At 54.7% G+C, this 21,867-nt stretch carries 15 protein-coding genes; 2 read left to right on the top strand and 13 right to left on the bottom strand.

The annotated features are described in order from the left end of the window. Positions 1-9 precede the first annotated feature (9 nt). The 13 genes from C1712_RS13040 to C1712_RS10845 all read right to left on the bottom strand — a co-directional run bounded on the left by C1712_RS13040 (position 10) and on the right by C1712_RS10845 (position 20,314). Positions 10-9,423: an LPD11 domain-containing protein gene (locus tag C1712_RS13040; protein ID WP_102269102.1), complete on the bottom strand. Its 9,414-nt coding sequence runs from the start codon at positions 9,421-9,423 to the stop codon at positions 10-12. Positions 9,424-9,441: 18 nt separating this feature from the next. After that, positions 9,442-9,828 carry a hypothetical protein gene (locus C1712_RS13275; RefSeq protein ID WP_425436029.1) on the bottom strand — a complete coding sequence of 129 codons (387 nt, stop codon included), beginning with the start codon at positions 9,826-9,828 and terminating at the stop codon, positions 9,442-9,444. Continuing rightward, positions 9,761-10,306: a hypothetical protein gene (locus tag C1712_RS10800; RefSeq protein ID WP_102269106.1), complete on the bottom strand. Its 546-nt coding sequence runs from the start codon at positions 10,304-10,306 to the stop codon at positions 9,761-9,763. The genes C1712_RS13275 and C1712_RS10800 overlap by 68 nt, the downstream gene beginning before the upstream one ends. Beyond that, positions 10,303-11,259, bottom strand: coding sequence for a hypothetical protein (locus C1712_RS10805; protein WP_102269853.1), 957 nt, complete (start codon positions 11,257-11,259; stop codon positions 10,303-10,305). Before C1712_RS10805 ends, C1712_RS10800 begins: the two co-directional genes overlap by 4 nt. Further along, positions 11,259-11,897 (bottom strand): DUF7007 domain-containing protein, encoded by a 639-nt coding sequence (locus C1712_RS10810; protein ID WP_083662737.1) that lies wholly within the window; start codon positions 11,895-11,897, stop codon positions 11,259-11,261. The genes C1712_RS10805 and C1712_RS10810 overlap by 1 nt, the downstream gene beginning before the upstream one ends. Then, a complete protein-coding gene (locus C1712_RS10815) occupies positions 11,894-12,517 on the bottom strand; it encodes a hypothetical protein (RefSeq protein ID WP_102269108.1) in 624 nt (207 codons plus the stop codon). Before C1712_RS10815 ends, C1712_RS10810 begins: the two co-directional genes overlap by 4 nt. Next, positions 12,514-12,756 (bottom strand): hypothetical protein, encoded by a 243-nt coding sequence (locus C1712_RS10820; RefSeq protein ID WP_102269110.1) that lies wholly within the window; start codon positions 12,754-12,756, stop codon positions 12,514-12,516. The genes C1712_RS10815 and C1712_RS10820 overlap by 4 nt, the downstream gene beginning before the upstream one ends. Beyond that, positions 12,749-13,039 (bottom strand): hypothetical protein, encoded by a 291-nt coding sequence (locus tag C1712_RS10825; protein ID WP_245858143.1) that lies wholly within the window; start codon positions 13,037-13,039, stop codon positions 12,749-12,751. The genes C1712_RS10820 and C1712_RS10825 overlap by 8 nt, the downstream gene beginning before the upstream one ends. Before the next feature lie 141 nt (positions 13,040-13,180). Continuing rightward, a complete protein-coding gene (locus C1712_RS10830) occupies positions 13,181-17,410 on the bottom strand; it encodes a SpaA isopeptide-forming pilin-related protein (RefSeq protein ID WP_102269111.1) in 4,230 nt (1,409 codons plus the stop codon). 280 nt (positions 17,411-17,690) lie between these two features. Beyond that, a complete protein-coding gene (locus tag C1712_RS10835; protein WP_102269113.1) occupies positions 17,691-18,665 on the bottom strand; it encodes a ParB/RepB/Spo0J family partition protein in 975 nt (324 codons plus the stop codon). Next, a complete protein-coding gene (locus C1712_RS10840; RefSeq protein WP_102269115.1) occupies positions 18,619-19,467 on the bottom strand; it encodes a ParA family protein in 849 nt (282 codons plus the stop codon). The genes C1712_RS10835 and C1712_RS10840 overlap by 47 nt, the downstream gene beginning before the upstream one ends. A 145-nt stretch (positions 19,468-19,612) precedes the next feature. Then, on the bottom strand, positions 19,613-19,777 hold the full coding sequence (locus tag C1712_RS12780; RefSeq protein ID WP_015535538.1) for a hypothetical protein: 165 nt from the start codon (positions 19,775-19,777) through the stop codon (positions 19,613-19,615). A 69-nt stretch (positions 19,778-19,846) separates the two neighbouring features. Further along, the gene (locus tag C1712_RS10845) at positions 19,847-20,314 is read right to left on the bottom strand and encodes a helix-turn-helix domain-containing protein (protein WP_083662738.1); all 468 of its coding nucleotides are present in this window, start codon (positions 20,312-20,314) and stop codon (positions 19,847-19,849) included. Between the two features lie 66 nt (positions 20,315-20,380). Between C1712_RS10845 and C1712_RS10850 the strand changes: the two genes are divergently transcribed. Together C1712_RS10850 and C1712_RS10855 are read left to right on the top strand one after the other, a co-directional pair. Next, positions 20,381-20,737 carry a winged helix-turn-helix domain-containing protein gene (locus C1712_RS10850; RefSeq protein ID WP_245858144.1) on the top strand — a complete coding sequence of 119 codons (357 nt, stop codon included), beginning with the start codon at positions 20,381-20,383 and terminating at the stop codon, positions 20,735-20,737. Further along, entirely contained in the window at positions 20,734-21,801 is a 1,068-nt protein-coding gene (locus C1712_RS10855; RefSeq protein WP_102269120.1) for a sensor histidine kinase, read from the top strand. The genes C1712_RS10850 and C1712_RS10855 overlap by 4 nt, the downstream gene beginning before the upstream one ends. Positions 21,802-21,867: the final 66 nt, after the last annotated feature.

Genomic DNA, 21,867 nt, shown 5'->3' on the forward strand with positions numbered 1-21,867 from the left:
TATCCTCCTTTACCGTGCCAGCTCCGCAACCCTCCGGGCAGGCACATCCTCGCCCTCGTCTGGGGTATCGTCCATCAATGTCTTGTCCTTCTCATCCATGTTGAGCAGAATATTCAGCTCTTTCAAACGGGCTGTTTTCTCCGCCAGCTCCTCCTCGCGGGCAAAAGGTGTAGCCAATTCCGTGCGGGCGTTTTCAAGCTGGGCCTTGGTTTCCTCCAGGCTGTTCTGCTCGGCCTGCAGGCTGCCTGCAAGGTTTTCCAGAGCGTTGTCCAGGCGGGTGATATTGCCGAACACATCCGCCCCCAGCGTCACCGTATGGGAAAGAGTGCCTTTGAGCGTGATCCGATACTCGTTGCTCCTGCCATCATAAGCCAGCACCATGGAAAAGCCCCGGTACTGCCCCAAAAGAACAGCGTCGGAACCTGTCATACGGGTGCAAACATCAATGATAGCCTTGCCGGCGCCCTCTTTTTCGGTGTAGTGCCTGCCATCCACCTCCATGCCGCAGAAGCCCTCCTGGGCCTTGGGGTGGGCCGCCGCCAGCGCCACATCCTGCTCATAGCCCGCGATCCGTTCCGTGAGCCGGGTGATTTCCTCCGGGTATTTCCGATACACCAGTTCCTCCAGAGCGTACACCTGGTTCAAGTGGCTGGCTTTCAGCATATTGAGCCGCGCCACCTCCATATCCAGGTTGCACTTCTCGATAATAAGTGGGTTGCCGGTGGCCAATGCCTTGATTTCCGAATAGCTGAGGGCAGTTTCATCTACATCATCCGCCACACGGACGGGGGCCTTGCTGGTCATGATCTGGGCGATGAACTTCTGCTTGTTCTCCACAAGCTGGTAGAGGTAAGCGTCAAAAGTGCCTTCCGTTACATACCGATAGATTTCCACCTCCTCATTTTCATTGCCCTGGCGGACGATACGCCCCAGCCGCTGCTGAAGGTCGGAAGGCCGCCAGGGGCAGTCCAGGTCATGCAGGGCAATGAGCTTATCCTGGACGTTAGTGCCTGCGCCCATTTTGGCCGTGGAACCCAGCAGCACCCGCACCTGCCCGGCGCGCACCTTGGAAAACAGCTCCTTCTTTTTGGCTTCGCTGTCTGCCGTGTGGATAAAGGCGATTTCTTCTTCCGGGATACCGGCGTCCATCAGTTTCTTTTTTAGGTCGTCATAAACACTGAAAGAGCCATCGGTAGTAGGTGTGGACAGGTCGCAGAATACAAGCTGGGCAGAGCGTTTTTCTTTAGTCTGTTCCCAGATGCGGAACACATTCCGGGCGCAGACAGCCACCTTGCCATTGGGGTCGTCGGCAGCGAGAGGGTTGATGAGCCGCATATCCAGCGCCAATTTCCGCCCGTCATTGGTAATGCGGAGCATATTGTCCACATGGGGGTCAACCCCACCGGCACGGATTTTCTCTGCCCGTTCCGCCAGCCCTCTTATCATCTCTTTCTGAAGCTCCGAGGGCTGGATCACTTCCGTGTGGAAGTTTGCCTTGGGAACAGGCAGACAAAGCATATCCGCTGTTTGGATGTCGGCAACCTCCTTGAAAGCAGCCATCAGCTCCGGCAGGTTATAAAACTTGGCAAACCGGGTTTTGGCTCGGTAGCCGGTGCCCTCCGGCGATAACTCGATGGCTGTAACCGTTTCTCCGAAGCTCCCCGCCCAGTCATCGAAATGGACAAGGCCCATCTCCTGCAGGAGCCTGTACTGCAAATACCTCTGGATGGTGTAAAGCTCTACCATGGAGTTGGAGATAGGGGTGCCGGTGGCAAAAATCACGCCGCGCCCGCCGGTCAACTCGTCCAGATACTGCGTTTTCATGAACAGGTCGCTGGATTTCTGGGCTTCGGTCTGGGCAATGCCGCCCACGTTTCGCATTTTTGTCGCCAAAAACAAGTTCTTAAAATAATGGCTCTCATCAATAAAGAGCCTGTCCACGCCGAGCTGCTCAAAGGTGACGGTGTCATCCTTGCGGCTCTGGTCGTTGAGCTTGGCCAGCCTTGTCTCCAGCGATTTCCGGGTACGCTCCATCTGCTTGACCGTGTAGCGTTCCGCCTTCTGTGCCTTGGCCTGCTCGATTCCTTCCAGGATTTCTTCAATCTGGCGCTCCAAAATGGCCTGCTGGCGCTCCAGGCTCATGGGGATTTTTTCAAACTGGCTGTGGCCGATGATGATGGCGTCGTAGTCCCCGGTGGCAATGCGGCTGCAAAACTTCTTGCGATTCTGGGTTTCAAAATCTTTTTTCGTAGCAACCAAGATATTGGCGCTGGGATAGAGTTGAAGCCATTCCGCCGCCCACTGTTCCGTGATGTGATTTGGCGCCACGATCAGTGACTTGGTGCAAAGCCCCAGGCGCTTCATCTCCATGGCGGCTGCCACCATCTCGTAGGTTTTGCCTGCCCCTACCTCGTGGGCCAGCAGGGTGTTTCCGCCGTACAAAATGTGCGCAATGGCATTGATCTGATGGGGACGTAAGGAAATTTCCGGGTTCATGCCTTCAAACCGGATGTGCCGCCCATCATATTCACGGGGGCGGACGCCGTTGAAGGTTTCGTTGTAAATGCGGCACAGCAGTTCCCGGCGGTCGATGTCTTTCCAGATCCACTCGGCAAACTTCTGCTTGATGAGTTCCTGCCGGTCCTGGGCAATCGCGGTTTCTTTTTTGTTGAGGACAGGCTTTTTCTTGCCGTTCTCGTCCTCAATATAGTCAAATACCCGCACATCCCTTTGATTTAGAGTCTGCTCCAAGATGTGGTAGGCGCTCATCCGCTTGGTGCCGTAGGTGGTATTGGCTTTTACATTGCTGCGGTCGGCGTTTTTCTCCCGGATGCTCCATTGGCCGGTGGCTTCGGAGCGCAGGATTTTGATACGGTCCCGCACATAGTAATTGGGGGTGAGCAGCTCCACCATGAATTGCTGGTACACCTCGATGGGCACCCAGTTCGCGCCAATGCGCACCCCAATTTCACCAGCGCCCAGGTCCTGGGGCTGGACGGCCTCCAAAGCCTCCACATTCCGGCGGGCGGTTTCCTTCTGATTGTCAGGGGCCACTTCCAGGAATGCTTTTGCCATCCGCAGCTTTTGGCGCACTTTCCCGGAAAGGTACTCATCCGCCGTGACAAGAGGATAGCGGCTCAAATCCGCCAAAGAAGGCAGGATGTCCTCCGGGTTCTCCGCACAGCGAATATCCCGGTAGATCACCCCGGCAAGCTCTTTTTCCAGTTCCTCCGGGGATTTACCCGACAGCTCTGCCATATAGTCCATATCCACACGGGCTTTTTCCGAAATGGACACCGCCAACGCTTCACTGGCTGTATCCACACTGGTGACAGCCACATGGGGCCGGATGGTGCGCCGGGTGAACATATCGGCTTTTCTTTTTAGGTTGCCCTGCTCATCCAGCACCTCCAGAGAGCACAAGAGGCAGTAGCTGGAGTCCTCCGAAAAGGCCAGCTTGTTGCCGCGACTGTTCAGCAGCCCATACTTGGCGGTGAAGCTGTCGTAAAGGGCGTTGAGCTTTTGCTGCTCGGCTGCAATATCCTCATCCGGGTAGCCTTCGGTCTGGTACTCAATAAGCCTGCGGGTACATTCCCGCAGCTCGATCATGCCACGGATACGGTTTTCCGCCGTGACGGAGACTTCCACCGGGTGCATGAGACTGTTTTCTCGGTAGTATACTTGCCCATCTGCAATCGTGTAGCTGAAATTCTTCACTGTGGGGTCGGCAGGGATGGAGCGATCTTCCTCCTCGTCCAGCTCCTCCAGCTCATAGGGCTTGATTTCCGCCTGCAAAAACTGGATGGCATTGGCAAGCTGCTCGGATAAATCTTCCCCCTCGCGGGCTTTGCAGGCGCTGTCCGGCCCGAACCGTGTGGATTCCATCACCATGTCGCCCAAAATCATCTCCGGGTGCTGCACGAAATAGCGGTTCATGCGGATTCCGTTTTCATCGGTGTCCAAATGCACCCAATCCTGGTCTAAATCGGTGATGTGGTCGCGCTTTTGCAGAAAGATGATGTCGCTGGTCACTTCCGTTCCGGCGTTCTGCTTGAAGGTGTTATCCGGCAGGCGGATGGCCCCGATCAGGTCGGCGCGCTGTGCCAGGTACTTTCGGACGCTGGAGTTTTCCTTGTCCAGAGTGCCTTTGCTGGTAATGAACGCCACAATACCGCCGGGCCGCACCTTGTCCAGCGTCTTTCCGAAGAAATAGTCGTGGATCAGCCAGTGGTGCTTGTCGTACCGTTTATCCAGCACTTTGAAATCCCCAAAGGGGACGTTGCCCACGGCTACATCAAAAAAGCTGTCGGGCATTTGCACAGTTTCAAAGCCGTTTACGGAAATGTTGGCATTCTGGTAAAGCTGGCCCGCAATCCGCCCGGAAATGGAATCCAGCTCTACGCCATAGGCTTTGCTGCCCGCCAAATCTGTGGGGAGCAAGCCAAGGAAATTGCCGGTGCCGCAGGACGGTTCCAAAATGTTCCCCTGGGTAAAGCCCATCTGGGACAGGGCCTTGTAGATTCCCCGGATAACCACAGGCGGCGTGTAAAAGGCGGTGAGGGTGCTGGCCCTGGCCGCCGCGTATTCCTCTGAATCCAGCAGGGATTTCAGCTCCTCATAGTGGGGGCTGGTTTCCTCAAAGCAGTTTGCAAGGCCGCCCCAGCCCACATAGCGGGACAGGATTTCCTGTTCTTCGGGCGTGGCCAGCCGTTCCTCAGCTTCGATCTGCTTCAAGGTGCGGATGGCGGCAGCATTGGCCGCGTATTTCTCGCTGGGGATGCCGTGGCCCAGGGCGTCATCGGTGATGTGGAAATCATGGCGCTGATCCCTGGGGACCTCCGGGTGCAGGGTTGTGAAAGTAATGCGCTCACGGCGGGGGTGCTTCGGCGGCAGTGGGAGTGCTTCTTCTTTTTTAGGCTGTAAATCGGCCTGCTCTGGGCTGGCTGGCTGTTCCTCTGCGGCAGGGGCTTGTTTTGCCTGCTCAATGGCTCGTTCATCAGGGAAGTTCCCGTAAACCCGCAGCCATCTGTTCTCCTGAAGGTCATAGATACCCGCGCCATCATAGGCAAAGCCATCCTCGCCCTCCATGGTGCCGGCCACATATTTCTGCGCAGCTTGTTCGGCCTTCGCCAGCGTTTGGTAATCCAGCTGTTCATCAAAGCCATTTTCAAAGTGATGGTACACCACCACTTCGTAAGGCGGCTCCATGCGCTGGGCGTAGCGGTCGATGTCCTCCATGGTGAGCCATTCCGGTTTTTCCGGCAGGGCGTCATAGAGTTCCCGCATTTTGGCGATTTGCTCTCGCACGTTCCCAGCCCACAGGTGCTTTTCCGCCCGTCCGCCAGCGCCCAGGAAGTAATCGCAGTCGGCTTTCAGGCGGCTGAGTAAACGGTAGTCATCTGAACGCTGCTCCAGCGTGGCACCGATGGATTCAAGTTCTTCATCGGAAACGGAAATGAGGTCATCAAAATCCAGCTCGGCCAGCTCGTTCTGGATGAGTTCGTCCAGGCTCTCATACTGCCTGCGCTCCAAAAACTGCCCGTCCAGATAACGCTCAATGCGGTAATGGACCAAATCTGCATTGACCTGGATGGGGATTTCCTCATCGGTGACGGTGGTGTAGGCAATGCCCACCTTTTCCAGATCACTGAAATCGGCTGGGCTGCCATACTCGGCCACGCAGAAATCGTTGATAAACTCTTTGGCTATCTCCAGAGAAGCAGGTTCCGGCTCCTCGGACAAAAAGCCTCGCTCAATGAAGTCAGCAACATCCTGGCTGTTACCTTTACCGCCATGGGCACGGTAATCCATCAAACCTTCTTCGACCAGTTCGCTGGATACCGCATATCCGGCCTCCTCCAGATAACCGGCGATTTCTGCTATCTGCGCCTGTTCCGGGGAAAGGGCCGGGGGCAGCTCCGCGATCTGCTCCATACAGAGGGAGATGTCCACCGCGATTTCTTCTTCCGGGTCCGCATGGTCCAGGAAGGATTGAAGCAGTCTGCGGATTTCTTCCCGCTGAACGGGGTCGTGAAGCTGCTGGGCGATATTCTCCACCGCCTGAGCGTCATCTTCGCCATAGCCCATGCGGGAACCGTCAAACTCTCCCACAAAGCGCAGCACCTGGGCGGCCAGCTCCGGGTAGGGGTCTGCCAGTTCTTCTTTTTGAGGCGGTCCCTGTACCCTGGGCGGCACGGCGAATACCGGCGCGTCCTGGGTGGCGGAAATAGTCATTTCCGAAGTGTCAGCAATCCACTGGATTTCCTCCCGCACTGCCTGGGGCATTTCCTCATCATAAATCGTTACCGTGCGATCCGGCGCGATGTGGGCAACCGTTTTGTAGTCCCCGTGTTCTTCCTCCAGCCGGTTCCACACGGTAAGCCCATTTCCCAGATGGCCATAGCCCAGGTCGTAGGCTTTCGCCTGCGGCATGGTGGGAGCCACCGGCTCCTTGTGCTCCGCAAAGAGCGTGAAGGTTCCCTGTCGGAAGGCGGCGAGGTTTTCAAACGCCTGCCGGCGCAGGGCGTACATCCTGTCATCCTGCGGGGTGGCCTCCCAAATGGGGACCATCATCTGATAGATTTCTTCCACACGGGCCGGGTCATCAAGCTGCGGCTCAATGAGCTTCACTGCGTCCCAATAGTCAAAGCCAAAGGGATAGGGGTGGGGCTGCTCTTGTGGCACGTTCTCAAAGAAAGTGCGGATATTCCGGGCAAGCTGGTGCTTCTCATACTGCGGCATGGCGGCGCGGTCCTCATCGGTGAGGAACCGCCCCTGGGCGATCATGGCGCTGACGCGCTTTTCCACGGCGGGCCATTTCAGCTCCACCTTGGCGTAGGGGGCGGTGATACTGCCATGGCTGAAAGAAACGCCTTTACTGAGCTGGTAGGTCACATCGTCATTCCCACTGGAATGGCCGCTGTACTCGCCGTGGTAGTGCTTTAAGAAATTCTCCCGTTCCTTGCGCTCTGTGTGGTTGCGGTAGAAAGAATACACGGCCAGCCGGTAATCCGTGCTGCGTTTCCCGCCCCGCAGAAGGTTGTCAATCTCGTCCCCGGAGATAAAGAAACGCCGCTGGGGATCGTACCCTTCGGCGGCGGTAAAGTGCAGCGGTTCCCGCTGCAGGTCAGAAAGCTGCTCCAGCAATTTTTGCGGACGGTGGAAATGGAACCGCAGCAGTTCCCGGTTCTCTCTGTATGCCTGGACAAACTGCTCCAGCTCATCCCGCAGGTTCTGCAGCCCCTCCGGATGGCCTAACAAATCGCTGATGGCGGCGCTTTCCTCTGGAAACCCATGATTTTTGCCGTAAATGGCATTCACCGTGGGAAGATAGCCCGCGTCGGCGGTGCCTTCTGCAAAATCCTGCCGGAGATACCATAGCTGCGCGGCCCGTTGCTGGCGTTCATACCCGTCCACCCGGTCCAGCTCGCTCTGGGGCATATACCGGCCCAAATCCAGCAGTTCCCGGATACGGGCCGCCGCCTGTTCCCAGGGGATGAGGGTGGCGCTGGAACGCTGGGCGCTTTCGCCCTGGGCAATGCGGATTCCCTCTGCGTTGTACCAGATGGCATACTGCCGGCCATCCAGATAAAAGCCCGCGCCGTTCTCGCCATAGTGCTCCGCCAGGAACCGGGCATTGTCCGGCTTATCCTTTTTGAAATAGGCGCAGATGATGAGGCGGCTGTTTTGGTCGTTGGCACCAATGCACAGCGCCTCGTCGATTACCTGCTGAGGCAGTGCCGGGTGAGGGAAAATGGATGGTTGGGCCGTACCCTCGGCCTGGGCTGGCTGCTGAAACGCCGCAAAATCAAAAAGGGACATCTGCTGGCTCTCCTGGGTAAGGAGCTGCGGGATGTCCGTCTGAATGAAATATTCTTTTTTGTCAATGAGCTGGGCAGTCCACTGGGCCACAATATCCCAGGAAAAAACGGATTCCTTGGTGCGGGATGGGTAAGAGCCTTCCCACATGAGCAGGCCATTCTCCTGGGGCTTATATCCCAGGCGCTGCCCGTCAGCGATGATTTCGGTGTACCGGTCCTGATAGGCAGATCTCAGATATTCCGCCCGTTCCTGAACGTCGCTGTGAACCGAGAAGAAAAGCTCAATCTGATTTTTCTTATATTTCAGGTCATCATCCTTGTTGGCGATGATGGCCATGATCTGCTTTTCATCCAAAAGCGCAGGGAGCTGTTCGCCGCCTGCGCTTTCTTCCTGTTCTTCATTTAGCTGTAAATCAGTTCCGCCAGCACCGTTTCCTCCGCCGCGTTCTGCAGGTTGTTCATCATCTGCACCCACTTCATCTGGTCGCTGGCTTTCAGTTCCTCCGTCACGCCCTGGGCTTTCGCCATCTGCGCTACGATTTCCTCCATCCGGCGCTGGGCCGTCTGCTGGACCTCCGCCAGATGACTGTTCAGTTTGCCGCTGGTCAACAGGTTCGTGTACGTCACCCTGCGGTGCTCCTTGAGGAACTTCTTCCGAAGCAATGCGTATTTCCCATGGGGAACCGGCTCCTCCTGGGGAGGCAGAAGGTTCGGCAGATTGTAGTCGCCCTGCCTGGTGTAAGTGATCTCGGTCATATTCAAAACTCCTTTCCGGCTGTGTGTTTTCCTGTTCAGTTACAGCATACTGGTTTTTCTGCTGGGGTTCAAATGTGCGATTTTCTTTTTGGGGCTGTCTTTGCAGGGCAAGGACCGTGCGGGAAATGGCGGAAAGGCACATCTGAGAGATGTCCCCGGTGGCCACGCCCAAAGCGTTCAGGGTCTGTGGGGTGTTGAAATTCAGCACACCCCGAAAATCCTCATCTTCAAAATATCCAGACGGGTCAAGGCCGCAGCGCACCAGCAGCATATATCCAATGCTGTTTTGCACCGCCCTGCGGTATTCCACCTCCAGGTTCAGCTCGTCCAGTTCTTCCAGAAAGCTGCCTTCCGTAAGGGTTTTCAATTCAGAAAGATAGTCGGGCATATTATCCTCCACGGCGTTCTTTGCCGTAGAGAGCAGGGCTTCACCCAAATTCTCCTTGTGCTCCAGTTCTCCAAAGCTGTTTTCCAGCGTTTCGATGATGTCCGGCGCGTATTCCTCCCGCACCGTCCAAAGGGGGACGGGCCGTGGGAACCGGGCTTCATGGGTATCGGAAATATCAAAGTAATACTTCAGCCGGGGCTTGCCATTGTGTTCACCGTCAAAAACAGCAATGCCGTTTGCGCCCCGGTTTACCCAGCGCCCAAATTGCCGGTTCCATCGCTCGATCTCCAGGACGGCGGTGGCGTCTGGGCGCTGGGCGTAGACAAGCAGTTGTTCATCGAAAGAAAGCCGGTAGTTACGGCAGGCAGAAGCCAGAAACGCCCGCCACTGGTCGGGAGCTGTCACGCTGCGCTGCGTTTCCTGGTACAGCTCCGTCAAGGCTTTATATCGTATCGCCATCGGTTGCCCCTCCTTTTCTTATTCTTTTTTCGCAGCTTTCAGTTCTGCGCTGTAATCCTTATCAGGGTCATATTGATTGCACAGGGAGAGCAGCAACAGCCAGATGGTATTTCCGGCCTCCTTTGGGTACATCCGAAGTGCCACGCAGGGCGCATGGTCGCTGTCAACAAAGGGCCTCCCGTAGCGCATAAACTGGTCGATCAGCTTTTGAGCCATCTCCCGGTATTCTTCATAGGGGTTCTGTTTTGCCTGCTGATGGAGAACCGTCATCAGCAAGTTGAACCAGTCCTCGTGCGTGTCCAGCATAACGGGCGGTAAAGACGCCATTTTCATCACCTCATCTTTCCATGGCTGCGGTCTGCCGCTGCCGGGGAATGGAAAACCCGTAGACTTTGGCAATGTCATCGCCCAGCCTGCGGGTCACTCTCGTAATATCGGCGCGGGTTGCAATGCCGCGATATAGTTTTTCTTTCAGCAGTTCAATTTGAGAAGGGCTGGCGCTGTCCTTGTAAACGCGGTAGAGGTAAAAGTTCGTGCCATCGTGGTGGATGGCGTCGCACCGCAGATCGCCCAGCCGGTCCACATACCAGGTGGAATAATCTGTGTCGGAATACAGGCAGTCCCGGATGTTGCCGCTGGGGATTTCCTTATATCCCATACGCCGCCCATTCCACAGACCCAGGTCGCCTACGACTAAAATCGGCTGGGAAAGCTGCACAGTGAGGTTGGCGCGTTCATCATCCAGGTAATCCCCATTGATTTCATACATCAGGGAAATGCGCTCATCTTCGGATAAATCCGGGTAGTCCGCCTCCAGGTCATCCCTCCAATCCTCATAGTCCAAGCCATAATTGCTCCAGATAACGTGTCTTTCCTCCTTCATCGGGCTTCACCCCGGTCTTTCTGCCTGGGCTTGATGGGCTGCCCCTGCTCGTCATAGTTTCTGGGATCGGCGGCGGGGGTCTGCCAGCCAAACATGGAGCCGGCAAGCATGGCAGCCTCCTGCGCCTTGGTAACGCCGTTCTTCACATTGAGGTCATCTGCAAACTCTCGGTTCTGTTGGGCGTCAGGGGTTGAAAAGTCATAGCACGGGCTGTATCCTTTTTCCCCTCTGGTCAGAAGAATCAGCTCCCCGGATGAGGGAAGTACGCTGAAACACTGCACCGGCAGAGAAGAACGCAGCGGGATCACGCTCCCGTGAGTTTGCTCCAATCGCTCCGCAAATTCGCAAATATGATACAGGGCGCTGGAATACCCTCCGCTGGTTTCAAAATGGGTTTCGTCGATGAACCGGCAGGTGCGGTCGCGGGTTTCTCCGCCGCCCGTGAAAATGCGGATGTGGTCGCCATCGGGGATACGGAACAGCTCCTTGTAGCCGGGCGTGATAAACCGGATTCCCTGTTTAGCCTTTTCCATGTGGTGTTCCAGGAACCGGGCAACGTAGGCGTAGAGGTAAAAGTTGTAGTCTCCATAATTGGGGTTGCACCGGAACATATAGGTGTGCTGGGGCGTCTGCACCTTAAAACCGTACTCAGCACAGTAGTTTCCCTCAAACTCAGCCTCCGGGCGCTGATAGCAAAACCTGGTCATGCTGTCACGGGTGTAGAGCAGCCCGTCCTTCTCCCGCAGGGCATTGACCACCTCATCAAGCTCCGCCTTAAACTCGTCCGTCTTGTATTCCCTTCGGTGGTCGAACCAGGAAGTGTAAAACTCTTGGCCGCTGCCAAAATCCCCGCGCAGATGGCCGATACAGCCGGTTTGCCCTTCAAGCTGGCTGCTCTGGTTGTACGCATACAAGCGATCCTCCGGGGTCATGCTGGTAATTTTCAGCTCCATCATCGCTCACGTCCTTTCTTTTTCGCTTGTCGGTTTTGCTCCGATATGGCCTTTTCCCGTGCCTGCCAATATTCGGGATGGTGAATTTGTACACTACTATTGATAACAGCCTCATACGCGCCGGGGCCAAAGTGCTCGTTCACCGGAGCCTGGATCATCTTTTTATCCATCAGCTCCCGGAGAGCCACCTGCGCATCACAGTCCTCCTCGAAGCAGAGATAGCCGCCCTCAACAAAGGCGCAGCCCATCGCTTCTTTTCGGAATATCTTTTCCGCCAATTCCCGGCGCACCATAATTCCGCCATGCCCTGGGGTGGAAACGGAATAAACGCCGGGGCAGAGCGTTTCACATTCCTGGATATTGCCCCACGGGGAATAGGAAGGGGCCTCCGGCACAATGGCGTTCTGCCGCTGATCCTCCAGGCACTGCACCTCCTCCTGCGCCCGCGCCACCAAATCCTTCTGCGCAGAAAACAGGTCGCTGAAATAGTGGCCCCAATCGTAGTCCGTCCGGTTACTGCATTTCCAGGTGACAAACTGCTGGGGCGCTGTCAAATGAACGCCCAAGACAAATTCGCTGTCACCCACATGACAGGAATCCGTAATGATATATCCGGCATTTTCTCTGTAATCCATCATCGTTCACGCTCCTTCGTGGTTTTCTTTTGAGCCTGTTCCTGCTGAATCGAGGTAAGTCCATGCTTGGCCCAGCCGGGAAGGTCCTCCGGCTGTATCGTTCCCAGCACGTCCATGCGTTCATAGCGGCTCTCTTTGCCAGTATAAAGGTCAACGCAGTAACAGGCTGACCCCCTGCTGTGCGGAGAAGCCCCAAAGCCTCCCATACAGAGCTTGAGCTGACGGGTGGCTCTGCGGTATTCCCGGCGCAGCACCTCCGGCTTTATCACCACGATTTTCCCGTGCAGATCATCCTCATGGGAAATGGGGGTGCAGCCCTCCGCTGTGATGGGGCGGTCGTCTATGCCCTGTATGCGGGGCTTGTTGAGTTCTATGTGGGTTTTCTGCGCTTGCTCGGCAATTCGCTGGCCGAACAGCTCCACAATCTCCGGGAAATCATCACTGGCCATCACTTCGCTGTATTCTGCAAATAAGGCGTTTTGCCGGCAAAAGGCGCACATATACTTCATGCCGGTTTCATCCTGCGGATTTTCCCCCAGGACAACCTCCCGGTCGCCTATATACACCGCCTGGATGACCTCATAATCACCCGCCATGCGTTTTTCTGTGGAATCATCGTTCATCCCTCTGCCTCCATATCCTGTTTGATAAATGCTTTGATTTCTTTTACGCTGGCAAAATCCCGTTCATCCCCGGTAAGGTAGCGCACCGTATCTCTCCATTGGGACAGCGGGTAGCTGTTCTCATCCATCCTGCACAGGTCCAAAAGGGCCGCCCGCCGCAGGATAGGCGAAAGATTTAAGTCGGAGATGAAACAGCCATGCCGGGCCGCCAGTATGTCCAGCAGGTGCAGTTCACTCATGGCCGCACCTGCTTTCTTCGGCTTCTTTCAGCAATTCCTCCACCAGCCTGCCGCTGCGGACTTTATTGCGGTCTGCCAGCACCTTGTTCTGGACGCACAGCACTGCCCGAATGTTGGGGACCGTAATACCGGGGATCTCCACCATCTCCTCCGGGGTGATGGTGAGAAGCTGCACCGGGGAATAACCAGCCTGGGCGAATATGCGGAACAGCCGTTGTTCAAATCGTTCTCTCATTTGCAAAGCTCCTTTCTTTTTTGGTATGTAAAAGGGGCGGCCCCGCATGGCCGCCCCCGGCTGGTTACTTCTTCCGGCTTCTGACTTTCAGGAAAATCAGGCCGCCGATGATGAATACCACCAGCGCAATGGCAATGATCGTTTTCAATTCCATAAAATCATTCCTCCTAACACAGAATCAAGCCGCAGTTATTTCACGGTGTTTTTGCCCTTCTTGCGCTTACCCACATAGGCCGCAACGCCCAGGGCGGCAGCGCCCATAGCGGATACGCCCATCAGAGCCGCCCACAGCCAGGGCTTGCTGTCGTCGCCGGTTTTCGGGGTGTCGCGCAGCTCGTTGTGCATTTCCGCCACGGTGGTCTTATCCGCAAAAATCGTCACCGTCTTATCCGCAGGCAGCACATAGTTGGCGCTGGCCCCATCCGACACCTCGGACACAGTGTAATCGCCCACGCGCAGGCCTTCGATGAAGATTTCACCGTTTTTATCGGTTTTGAAGGTCTGGTCGTAGCTGTTGGCCCCCGTCACGCGGAAGGAGAAGCCCTCCACCTTGCCGTCGCTGGATGTCTTTTCAATCCGAAGGGAACCAATCTGGGCCATGTTGGTGAAGCCAATCCCTGCCTCGTTCTCTACATCGTAAATCTTGCCGTTCTCGGTGATCTCCACATAGTAGGCGTTTTCATCCAGCAAGAAGCCCTCCGGCGCTTTGGTTTCCTTTACGAACACGCCGCCGTAGAGGATGTGGGACATCTCGTAAATGCCGGTGCTGGTTTCCTCCAGCTTACCCAGCAGCTCATCGCCCTCGTCCAGCTCTTTGTTGCCGTTGGTATCGCGGTACACCTCGAACTCGGCCCCAGTGAGCTTGTTGTCGGGATAATCCTTATCCACCTTCGTCAAACGCAGGTCGCCATAAATGCGCTCGTTGGCAAGGGAGATTTCCACTACCTGCCCATCTTCCTCCACAGTAACGGGGATCACTTCATCGGAGAGGATGAACCCTTCCGGGCTTTCCAGCTCTTTCAGTACCCAATTTCCGTAAGGCACATTAGAGAAAGAAAAGCTGCCATCCTCCGCTGAGGTAGCGGTGGCCAGGGCATTTTCTGCGGTAAACTCGGTTTCGTCGTTCTTAAAGAGACCAATCACAGCCCCGCCCAGGCCCGTGCCGTTTTCGTCAGTTTTGAGGCCCTTGATTTCACCGCGGATCAGCTCGTTGGTGACAGCCTCGCCATCATTGGCGGAAATCTCTACCACGGCAATGGAAGGCCCGCCGTACTCAAAGGTGAACGGGAAGGTTTCGCCATTCAGCAGGTAATGGCTGTCGGTGGACAGCTCCTTCAAGTAGAAGCTGCCGAAAGGCAGGTCGGTGCTGCAAACGGCCTGGCCATTCTCATTCACAGAAACGATTTCCAGAAGCCCGTTTGCCGGAATCACGGAACCATCCGCTGCGGTGATGTCCTCCTGGGCATAGAGGCCAAAGGTCACGGCGGAAATTTCGCCATTCATGCCAATGCCAAAGATTTCATCCTGTTCCAGCACCTTGTCAAGCGTCACAAGGGCTTTTTGGCGCTGGTTGTAGAAGCTGGCAGAGGTTTCGGTGACTTCCACCTCCTGGCCTGCGTACACCAGCTCCACGTTGGTGACGTTCTCGCCGGTATCCACCATGCCGTGGGGGAACTGGATTTCCTTCACCTGGAATTTGCCCAGGTAAAGGGGCTGGCTCTGGGCCGTCCCGTCCTCGCCGGTGGTGATGGTGTCCACTACCTCGCCCGCAGAGTAGCGCAGGGTGCCGTCCAGGGTGTAGACGTCCTCCAGGGCGGTGATTTCAAACACCGCACCGGGCAGGCCCTGCACCTCGTACACCGGCTGGTAAACGCCTTCGCTTTCTGCCACAGAGGAGAACACCTCGCCGGTTTTGCTGACCTTGATGATTCCTTTCTGGGCCATGTTGGGCTTGGTAACTTCGATCACCGTCACGCCGCCTTCCTCGCTGGAATTGTCCTCGGTCACATCAAAGTAAACCGGGGTGCTGTCCAGCACATAGCCGTAGGGGGCCTGTACTTCAACCAGAGAGTACCCGGAGCCGTACTCCAGCTTTTCCGGGGTGACAAGGTAGCCCTCGGAATTGGTGTAGAACGTATCAATGGTGGTGGGCGTCGGGTAAGTGAAGGTCATTTCCACCTTGCTGCCATCCGGGCGGTAAATCTGGAACCCGGCCCCCGCATAGGGGATGGTGACGCCGGTTTCCGCGTCCACCTTGACCACCTTGATGAAGCTCTCAAAATTGGCGTTGTTGATAAGGTAGCGGTAGGTCTGACCATCCTGGGCGATATACACTTCAAAATCGTCCATCAGCTCGCGGCCTTCCCAGCCCTTGGTCTGGCGGACGATATAAGTGCCGTAGGGCAGCTTCTTCGACTGTGCAAAGCCGTTCTCATCGCAGACGAGAACATCGCGCTCAGATTCCTTGGCATTTTCATAGCTGCCGGCTGATTTCAAGAATACCTGGAACTCTGCGCCGGATTCCGGAGTTTCGATCTGGGTTTCCCCATCATCGGTGTGCTTGATGATGGCAATGTCGCCCTTGATGACTTGCTCCGTCACATCGTTGGCTGTATCGTTCAGCTCAATGGTATAAAGCTCCGGCTCCGCGCCTACCTTGTGGATGGTGGAATCCAGCAGGTAGCCCTCGCTGGGGCCGATTTCACGGATTGTCCAGTCCGAATCACAGACGTAATAACCGGTGGTGAACTGGCCGTTTTCGTCCGTGGTGAAGCTGTCGATGAGGGTGTCTCCCTTATACAGCCCATACACAGCGCCGGCCAGGGAACCATCGCCCTGGGGCGCGCCTGTTTCCACGTCGCTCTTGGTGACGGTGACACGGAACTTTTTCAGCACGTTGTTCACGCTCTTGTGGGTCACTTCATTCCACTCGATGGTGGCTGTCTGGGAATCCGGCACCACATAACGGATAGGGGTATCCACCTCCTCCAGTACATAGCCCGTGCCGATGAGCACGTTTTCAAAGCGCGCCACACCGCTGGAATCCGTCACAGCATATTCGTCCACCGGCTGCCCGGAGAGGGATGTGCCGGACAGATGGAAGGTCATGCCCTCCACCAGCCCGTCCTCGCTGGTTTTCGTCACTTCCAGGCTGCCGCGCTTCAGCTTGTTATTGAAAGTTACGGTGGCGGTCTGGCCGCTGACGATGGTCACGCGCTGGGTTTCCTGGGGTTCATACTTATCAATCGACTGCTCGGTTACGGTATAAACGCCAGGGTTGAGGTCGGTGATGTCGATCTCGCCCGCCTCATTGGTGGTCTTGGTGGCGCTGTACCCCTCGCCGGTGATAGTGAAGTTGATCCCGGCTACCTGACCGTCCTCGGAAGTCTTAATCAGCTTCATGTTGCCGGTTTTCACTTCCAGGTTCAGATAGCCTACCATCTGGTCGGAAACGGTTTCCCCGTAGGTGGCAAAGTCCTGTTTGCCGCCGCCAGTAACGCCGTCCGTCCAAACCACAACGCCGCTGCGCTGGGCAGTCACTTTTTCCGCCTTAATGGTCACAGAGCCTTTGATGGCCTGGGCGGAAGTGATGGTGAGCTGGTTGCCATCCACAGAGAAATTCAGGCCGGTGGTGCTGCTGGAGAAGGTGTAGTCACCCAGCACACCGTTGGTATCCGTGAGAGTGAGGGAATACTGCTGGCCGTCCCATTTCAGCTCATAGGCCCCGGCGTCTACGGTGCTGCTGAAAAAGCTGGGAAGCATAGTATGGCGCTTGACCGCGCTCTCAATGGCGGAATACTGGCTGAAAATCTCGCTGTACAGGGGATGGTCGGCGCTGATATATTCCGTCACGTTATTTTTGCCCTGGGCGTTGGCGTCCACATGGTTAAACTGGCTGTCGCGCTCACCCACGACAGTTTCCCAAACAAGAAGCTGGGTAGCGATATATCCCGCGATCTTGCTGGCGTCCTCCGGGTTCCCACTCATCCATGAGGTGCTGGCGTTGCCCTGCCAGCCATAGGTCATAATCCGCCCGATATATTCTTTGATGGTATCCGGCGGGATGGTGGGGTTCAGGTTGGACGGGTAGTTATCCCAGAAATCTTCGCCCCGGCCCGTGTACTGGTCGCCGGTATTCACACCGACGCCCGGCTCAATACAGTAGATGGCCCTGCCATTGAAGGCGTCCTGGGTGTGGACGGAAAAGCTGTCGTTCTCTCCGGTGGACCAGCCGCCCAGGAAATTCAGTGCGGGATGGCCCCATCCGGCCTTGTTGGGGTCGCTGGCACGGGGCAGGTCGATCATATACGTCGTCATGGTTTCGCCTGCGGCAAAAGCCGTGGTTCCTGTCCCTACGAACACGCCCAGGCACATGAGCAGGGCCATGAACAGGGACAGAGGCTTTCTCAATGCTTTCATCGTGTTACCTCCTTGAAATGGCCGCAAAAAAAGCACATCGCTCTGGATGTGCTGCTTACGGCTGGATTCTGTTTACGTTCTAAAAAAGAGAGGTGCGCCAGGCGTTCTCCACCTCATCCGTTCTATCTGCCAAACCTTTGGATTCTTGAAAGAACCATCCTCCCCAAATATCTTCTTCTTTAGGCTGTTTAGGTGGTATGAGGGGGTGAGGTGTGGAGAGGGGGAACAGCGAAAACGCCGGTTCCCTGCAAATGGGCGCACTGCTCCCTTGGCAGTAAGGTTATCTCTCTAAACTGCGCTGGCGCTTGCGGTAGAGTTCCAGCGCCTTGACAATGGTGTCCTCGATCTTCTGCGCGGGCGTCCCCGCTGGGAAAAACTTGGCGATTCTATTTTTTGGTATTTTGAATTGCTCCACCTGGTTGGGCTTTTCCTCCTTCATAATGGAAACGAGTGCGTCTTTGGCCAGCCGTTCATCGCCGGTCTTGGCTTCGGACATCTGGCGCATTTTGATGGCCTGGGCGTGGGACGGGGTACAGTCCATCTCGTCCATGATAGTGAACAAGTCGGCCTGTTCTTCTTTTCGCAGGTAGGACAGCTCCACCGCAGGGCGCATGGCAATCTGAAGCATTTCCTGGTCTTTCAGAACTGAATTATCTACCAGCTCCAGGATTTCCGGGATGAGGTGGGTAAGGCGGATATATTTGCGTATCTGCTCATGGCTCTCGCCAGATTGTTCCGCAAGTATTTCCCGACTTTTCTTCCCGGAAAAATGGGGCAACACTGTTGCACCATTTTCTTTTGGTGGCCGCCCAGCCTGCCTTTTCATAGCGTCCAGCTTCATTTTGTAGGCAAACGCCTTTTCCGATGGTAAAATCTGCTCCCGCTGCAGGTTGGAGTCCACCATGATAATTGTGGCTTCATCATCGGTGAGCTGCCTCACAATACAGGGGATTTCCTCAAGCCCCGCTAAATCCGCCGCCTTTTTCCTGCGGTGTCCAGCTACCATTTCATAGCCGCCCTCCGGTTTTGGGCGCACCAGGGCAGGGACCAATACGCCGTACTGCTTCACGCTTTCCGTCATTTCCCGCATGGCTTCATCCATACGAACCTTGAACGGGTGATTCGGGAAGTCGCTGATTTCCGAGAACGAAAGGTTGACGACTTTTTCAAGCCTTGCCTCGGCCCGTTCTTCCTCCGTGGAAAACAGGTCATCGACTGAGGGAAGATTGAAGTTTAGCCCGCTGCTTTTCGCCATCCGCCAGCACCTCCTTTGAAAACTCCGCGTAAGCCTGGGCCACCTTGCTCCCCTTGTCGTAGGCGTAAATACTCTTGCCTGCGGCGCTGATTTCTGCGGCTTTGATGGCTACGGGAATTTCGGAACGATAAATTTTCAACACGCTCCCGTAACTCTGCCGCAGTGTATCCGCTGTCTGTCTGGCAAGGTTTGTGCGCCCATCCACCAGCGTGAGCAGCACCCCGTCTACCTTCAGCGCCGGGTTGATCTGCCGTTTCACTTTATTGATGGTTTTCATAAGCTGGGTCATGCCCTTGGCGGGGAGATAGTGGGCCTGCACCGGGATAATTACGCTGTCCGCCGCAGCCAGGGCGTTAATCGTAATCATGCCCAGGGACGGCATACAGTCAATGAGAACCACGTCATAGTGCTTCTTGGCTTCATTGACATAGGTTCTCAGCGTAAACTCCCGGCTCATGGCGTTGACCAGGCTCATTTCCAGCGCGGACAGCTCGATGTTGGCGGGCATAAGGTCTACGCCCTCGCTGTGGTGCAAAATGCCCTCATCCGTGGTGAATGGCTCATCCCGGATCACTTTTTCCATGACGGTGGCCAGGGTGGTGGGCAGGCTGTCCTGGTCTTGCCAGCCCAGGCAGGTGGTAAGGTCGCCCTGGGGGTCTGCGTCAATGAGCAGCACCTTTTTCCCCAGACGGGCTAAACCAATGCCCAGGTTCACCGTCGTGGTAGTTTTGCCTGTGCCGCCTTTCTGGTTGGCCAGCGCGATCACGCGGCCATCCCTGGGGCGGCTTCTTTGTTCCGGCATTTTCATGTCCTCCTTCTTCGTAGATTTAGCCGCCCGTTGGCAAGACGGACGGCTATGTATGCGGGAATCTGAAAGATGGACATGAAAAAAGCCGCTTACTCTTTCTGAAAAGAATAAGCGGCTCATAAGGCGGCGATATGTAATTTTACATCTTCTTCACCGGGGCACACATGGCTTTGAGCAGAAGTTCATCCAGGCAGCCGGTGTCCCGATTTTCCCGGAGCATAGTATTGCGCAGGTGGTTGAGGCTCTGGATCACAATGCTGTTCTCGGCGGGGGTGAGGTATATCTTGAATTTCCGTTTTTTCATAGGGCGTTCCTCCTTTACGCTTTCAGTATATATAGAAGGAATACTGTACTGCAAATGTGCGATTTACAATCAGATAGAAGTTGACTGGCAAAGGTATGTATCCACATTTACCTTTAGCTTTTTCAGTGCGGCAAGGATTTTATCGTGTTCTTTACGGCGTGGAACGCGGGCTTCCCTTTCCCAGCCGGAATAGGTTGTTTGACCTATTCCAATCACCTCTGCCATTTGCATTTGAGTTAAGGAAAGCTCATGCCGTACCTTTTTCAAAAGAGAGGAATACGGGTAATCTACAAAGGTAGTATATTCGTCCAGAAGTCTATTGCGGTCAATCCCCAGCGTATTTGCAAGTGCCACCGCTATATCGTGCTTAATGGGGTGTCGGTCATTCTCATACAGAACCAGTGTCGCGGGCACAATGCCAACCTTTTCTGCCAGTTCCCTTGTGGTGAGACCCTGGAATGTCCGGTGATACTTCAGATATTGGCCCGGTGTGGTGCATTTTTCATCGGTTTTGTAGTCAAAGGTCAAATGAATCATGATTTTGCCTTTAGAATAGAGGTAAATCCCTGTGTGATTGAGATTACTATCGGTAAGCCTATAGACATGGACGAATTGGTTTTGCGTGTAGGGGCACTGCTTCGCCGTGCCAACATCAAAAATGAAAACCGCATGGAAATTGGCGACCTTGTTTTGATTCGGGATGAAATGACTGCCTATGTGAATGGAGAAGAAATTCCTATCTTGCCAAGAGAGTTCAATATTCTTTATAAGCTGCTTTCTCACCCTAAAAAAATATTTACACGAAGTGAGCTGATTGATGAATACTGGGGCATGACGAATGATACCGGACTGCGTACTGTCGATGTCTACATTACGAAGCTCCGCAAGGAATTTGCCGGGTGTAAAAGTTTTGAAATCGTCACCGTACACGGATTCGGGTATAAGGCGGTGCTGAAATGAAATGGAAAAAACTGCTCAGGATATGGAAAAATGAAGATCCCCGTGTGACAGCTCCTGTTATTTCCTGGCGTGTGATCCTGTGTATTCTGGGAATTATGTACCTTCTGGTTACCTTCCAGACGTTTATTCTGGAATATTTCCATGATCGGATTGGCGCAATGGTTGGGGTGCTGACTTGTTATCTCGTTTTTGTATGTGGTGTATTATCCGGCTTGCTTTGGCTGCTTTGGAAACGCACAACTGACAAACCGCTCCGAAAGATTAAACGGGCGGCAAGAAGGGTTGCAGCGGGTGATTTCAGTGTGCAGATTGAACCGACGAGAAAAGATAAAAAGAAAAATGAATTGGATCTTTTGATTGATGATTTCAATACGATGACGCGGGAGCTTGCAGGAAACGAAGTCCTTAAAAATGATTTTGTTTCTAATGTTTCCCACGAAATCAAAACGCCGCTTTCGGTTATTCAAAGCTATACAAAGGCATTGAGAGACGGTTATGTTCCGCCTGAACAGCAGGAGCAATATTGGGATACGATTCTGTATGCCACCGAAAAGCTGAATACGATTGTCACCAACATATTAAAGCTCAGCAAACTGGAAAATCAGCAGATTTTTCCGGAGCCTGAAACCTACCAGCTTGGTGAGCAGCTACGCCGTTGTGCGTTGGCCTTCATGAATAAGTGGCAGGCAAAGGATATTGAATTTGAAATAGATGTGGCGGATGTTGCTGTACATTATGACGCATCCCTTTTAGAGCTGGTCTGGAATAATCTTTTGTCAAACGCCATCAAGTTTACAGACAAAGGCGGGCAGATTTCACTCACATCAAAAGTTGCAGGAAACACCGTGCTGGTTACAGTAAAAGACTCCGGCTGTGGTATGAACGATGAAACCCGCAAACGGATTTTTGAAAAATTTTATCAGGGAGATGCTTCCCATGCTTCCGAGGGAAACGGCTTAGGTATGGCGCTTGCAAAAAAGGTCGTGGATATTGCAGACGGGAATATATCGGTAGAAAGCGCCCCTGGAAAGGGATCGGTATTTACGGTTGAACTAAAAATATAATGGACGACTATCAGCGAATGCAAAAAGAGGAACATTTGTGATATCTAACGAATGTTCCTCTTTTTG

It is taken from the genome of Massilicoli timonensis (assembly GCF_900199515.1).
In the GTDB taxonomy this organism is placed as follows: domain Bacteria; phylum Bacillota_I; class Bacilli_A; order Erysipelotrichales; family Erysipelotrichaceae; genus Massilicoli; species Massilicoli timonensis.

Coding starts and splice junctions, on each gene's coding strand:
- C1712_RS10805 (WP_102269853.1), bottom strand. CDS start 11,259: ATGGAGCTGAAAATTACCAGCATGACCCCGGAGGATCGCTTGTATGCG.
- C1712_RS10825 (WP_245858143.1), bottom strand. CDS start 13,039: ATGCGGGGCCGCCCCTTTTACATACCAAAAAAGAAAGGAGCTTTGCAA.
- C1712_RS10810 (WP_083662737.1), bottom strand. CDS start 11,897: ATGATGGATTACAGAGAAAATGCCGGATATATCATTACGGATTCCTGT.
- C1712_RS12780 (WP_015535538.1), bottom strand. CDS start 19,777: ATGAAAAAACGGAAATTCAAGATATACCTCACCCCCGCCGAGAACAGC.
- C1712_RS10845 (WP_083662738.1), bottom strand. CDS start 20,314: ATGATTCATTTGACCTTTGACTACAAAACCGATGAAAAATGCACCACA.
- C1712_RS10835 (WP_102269113.1), bottom strand. CDS start 18,665: ATGGCGAAAAGCAGCGGGCTAAACTTCAATCTTCCCTCAGTCGATGAC.
- C1712_RS10830 (WP_102269111.1), bottom strand. CDS start 17,410: ATGAAAGCATTGAGAAAGCCTCTGTCCCTGTTCATGGCCCTGCTCATG.
- C1712_RS13040 (WP_102269102.1), bottom strand. CDS start 9,423: ATGGCGATACGATATAAAGCCTTGACGGAGCTGTACCAGGAAACGCAG.
- C1712_RS10855 (WP_102269120.1), top strand. CDS start 20,734: ATGAAATGGAAAAAACTGCTCAGGATATGGAAAAATGAAGATCCCCGT.
- C1712_RS10815 (WP_102269108.1), bottom strand. CDS start 12,517: ATGAACGATGATTCCACAGAAAAACGCATGGCGGGTGATTATGAGGTC.
- C1712_RS10850 (WP_245858144.1), top strand. CDS start 20,381: ATGGACGAATTGGTTTTGCGTGTAGGGGCACTGCTTCGCCGTGCCAAC.
- C1712_RS13275 (WP_425436029.1), bottom strand. CDS start 9,828: ATGACATTGCCAAAGTCTACGGGTTTTCCATTCCCCGGCAGCGGCAGA.
- C1712_RS10840 (WP_102269115.1), bottom strand. CDS start 19,467: ATGCCGGAACAAAGAAGCCGCCCCAGGGATGGCCGCGTGATCGCGCTG.
- C1712_RS10800 (WP_102269106.1), bottom strand. CDS start 10,306: ATGAAGGAGGAAAGACACGTTATCTGGAGCAATTATGGCTTGGACTAT.
- C1712_RS10820 (WP_102269110.1), bottom strand. CDS start 12,756: ATGAGTGAACTGCACCTGCTGGACATACTGGCGGCCCGGCATGGCTGT.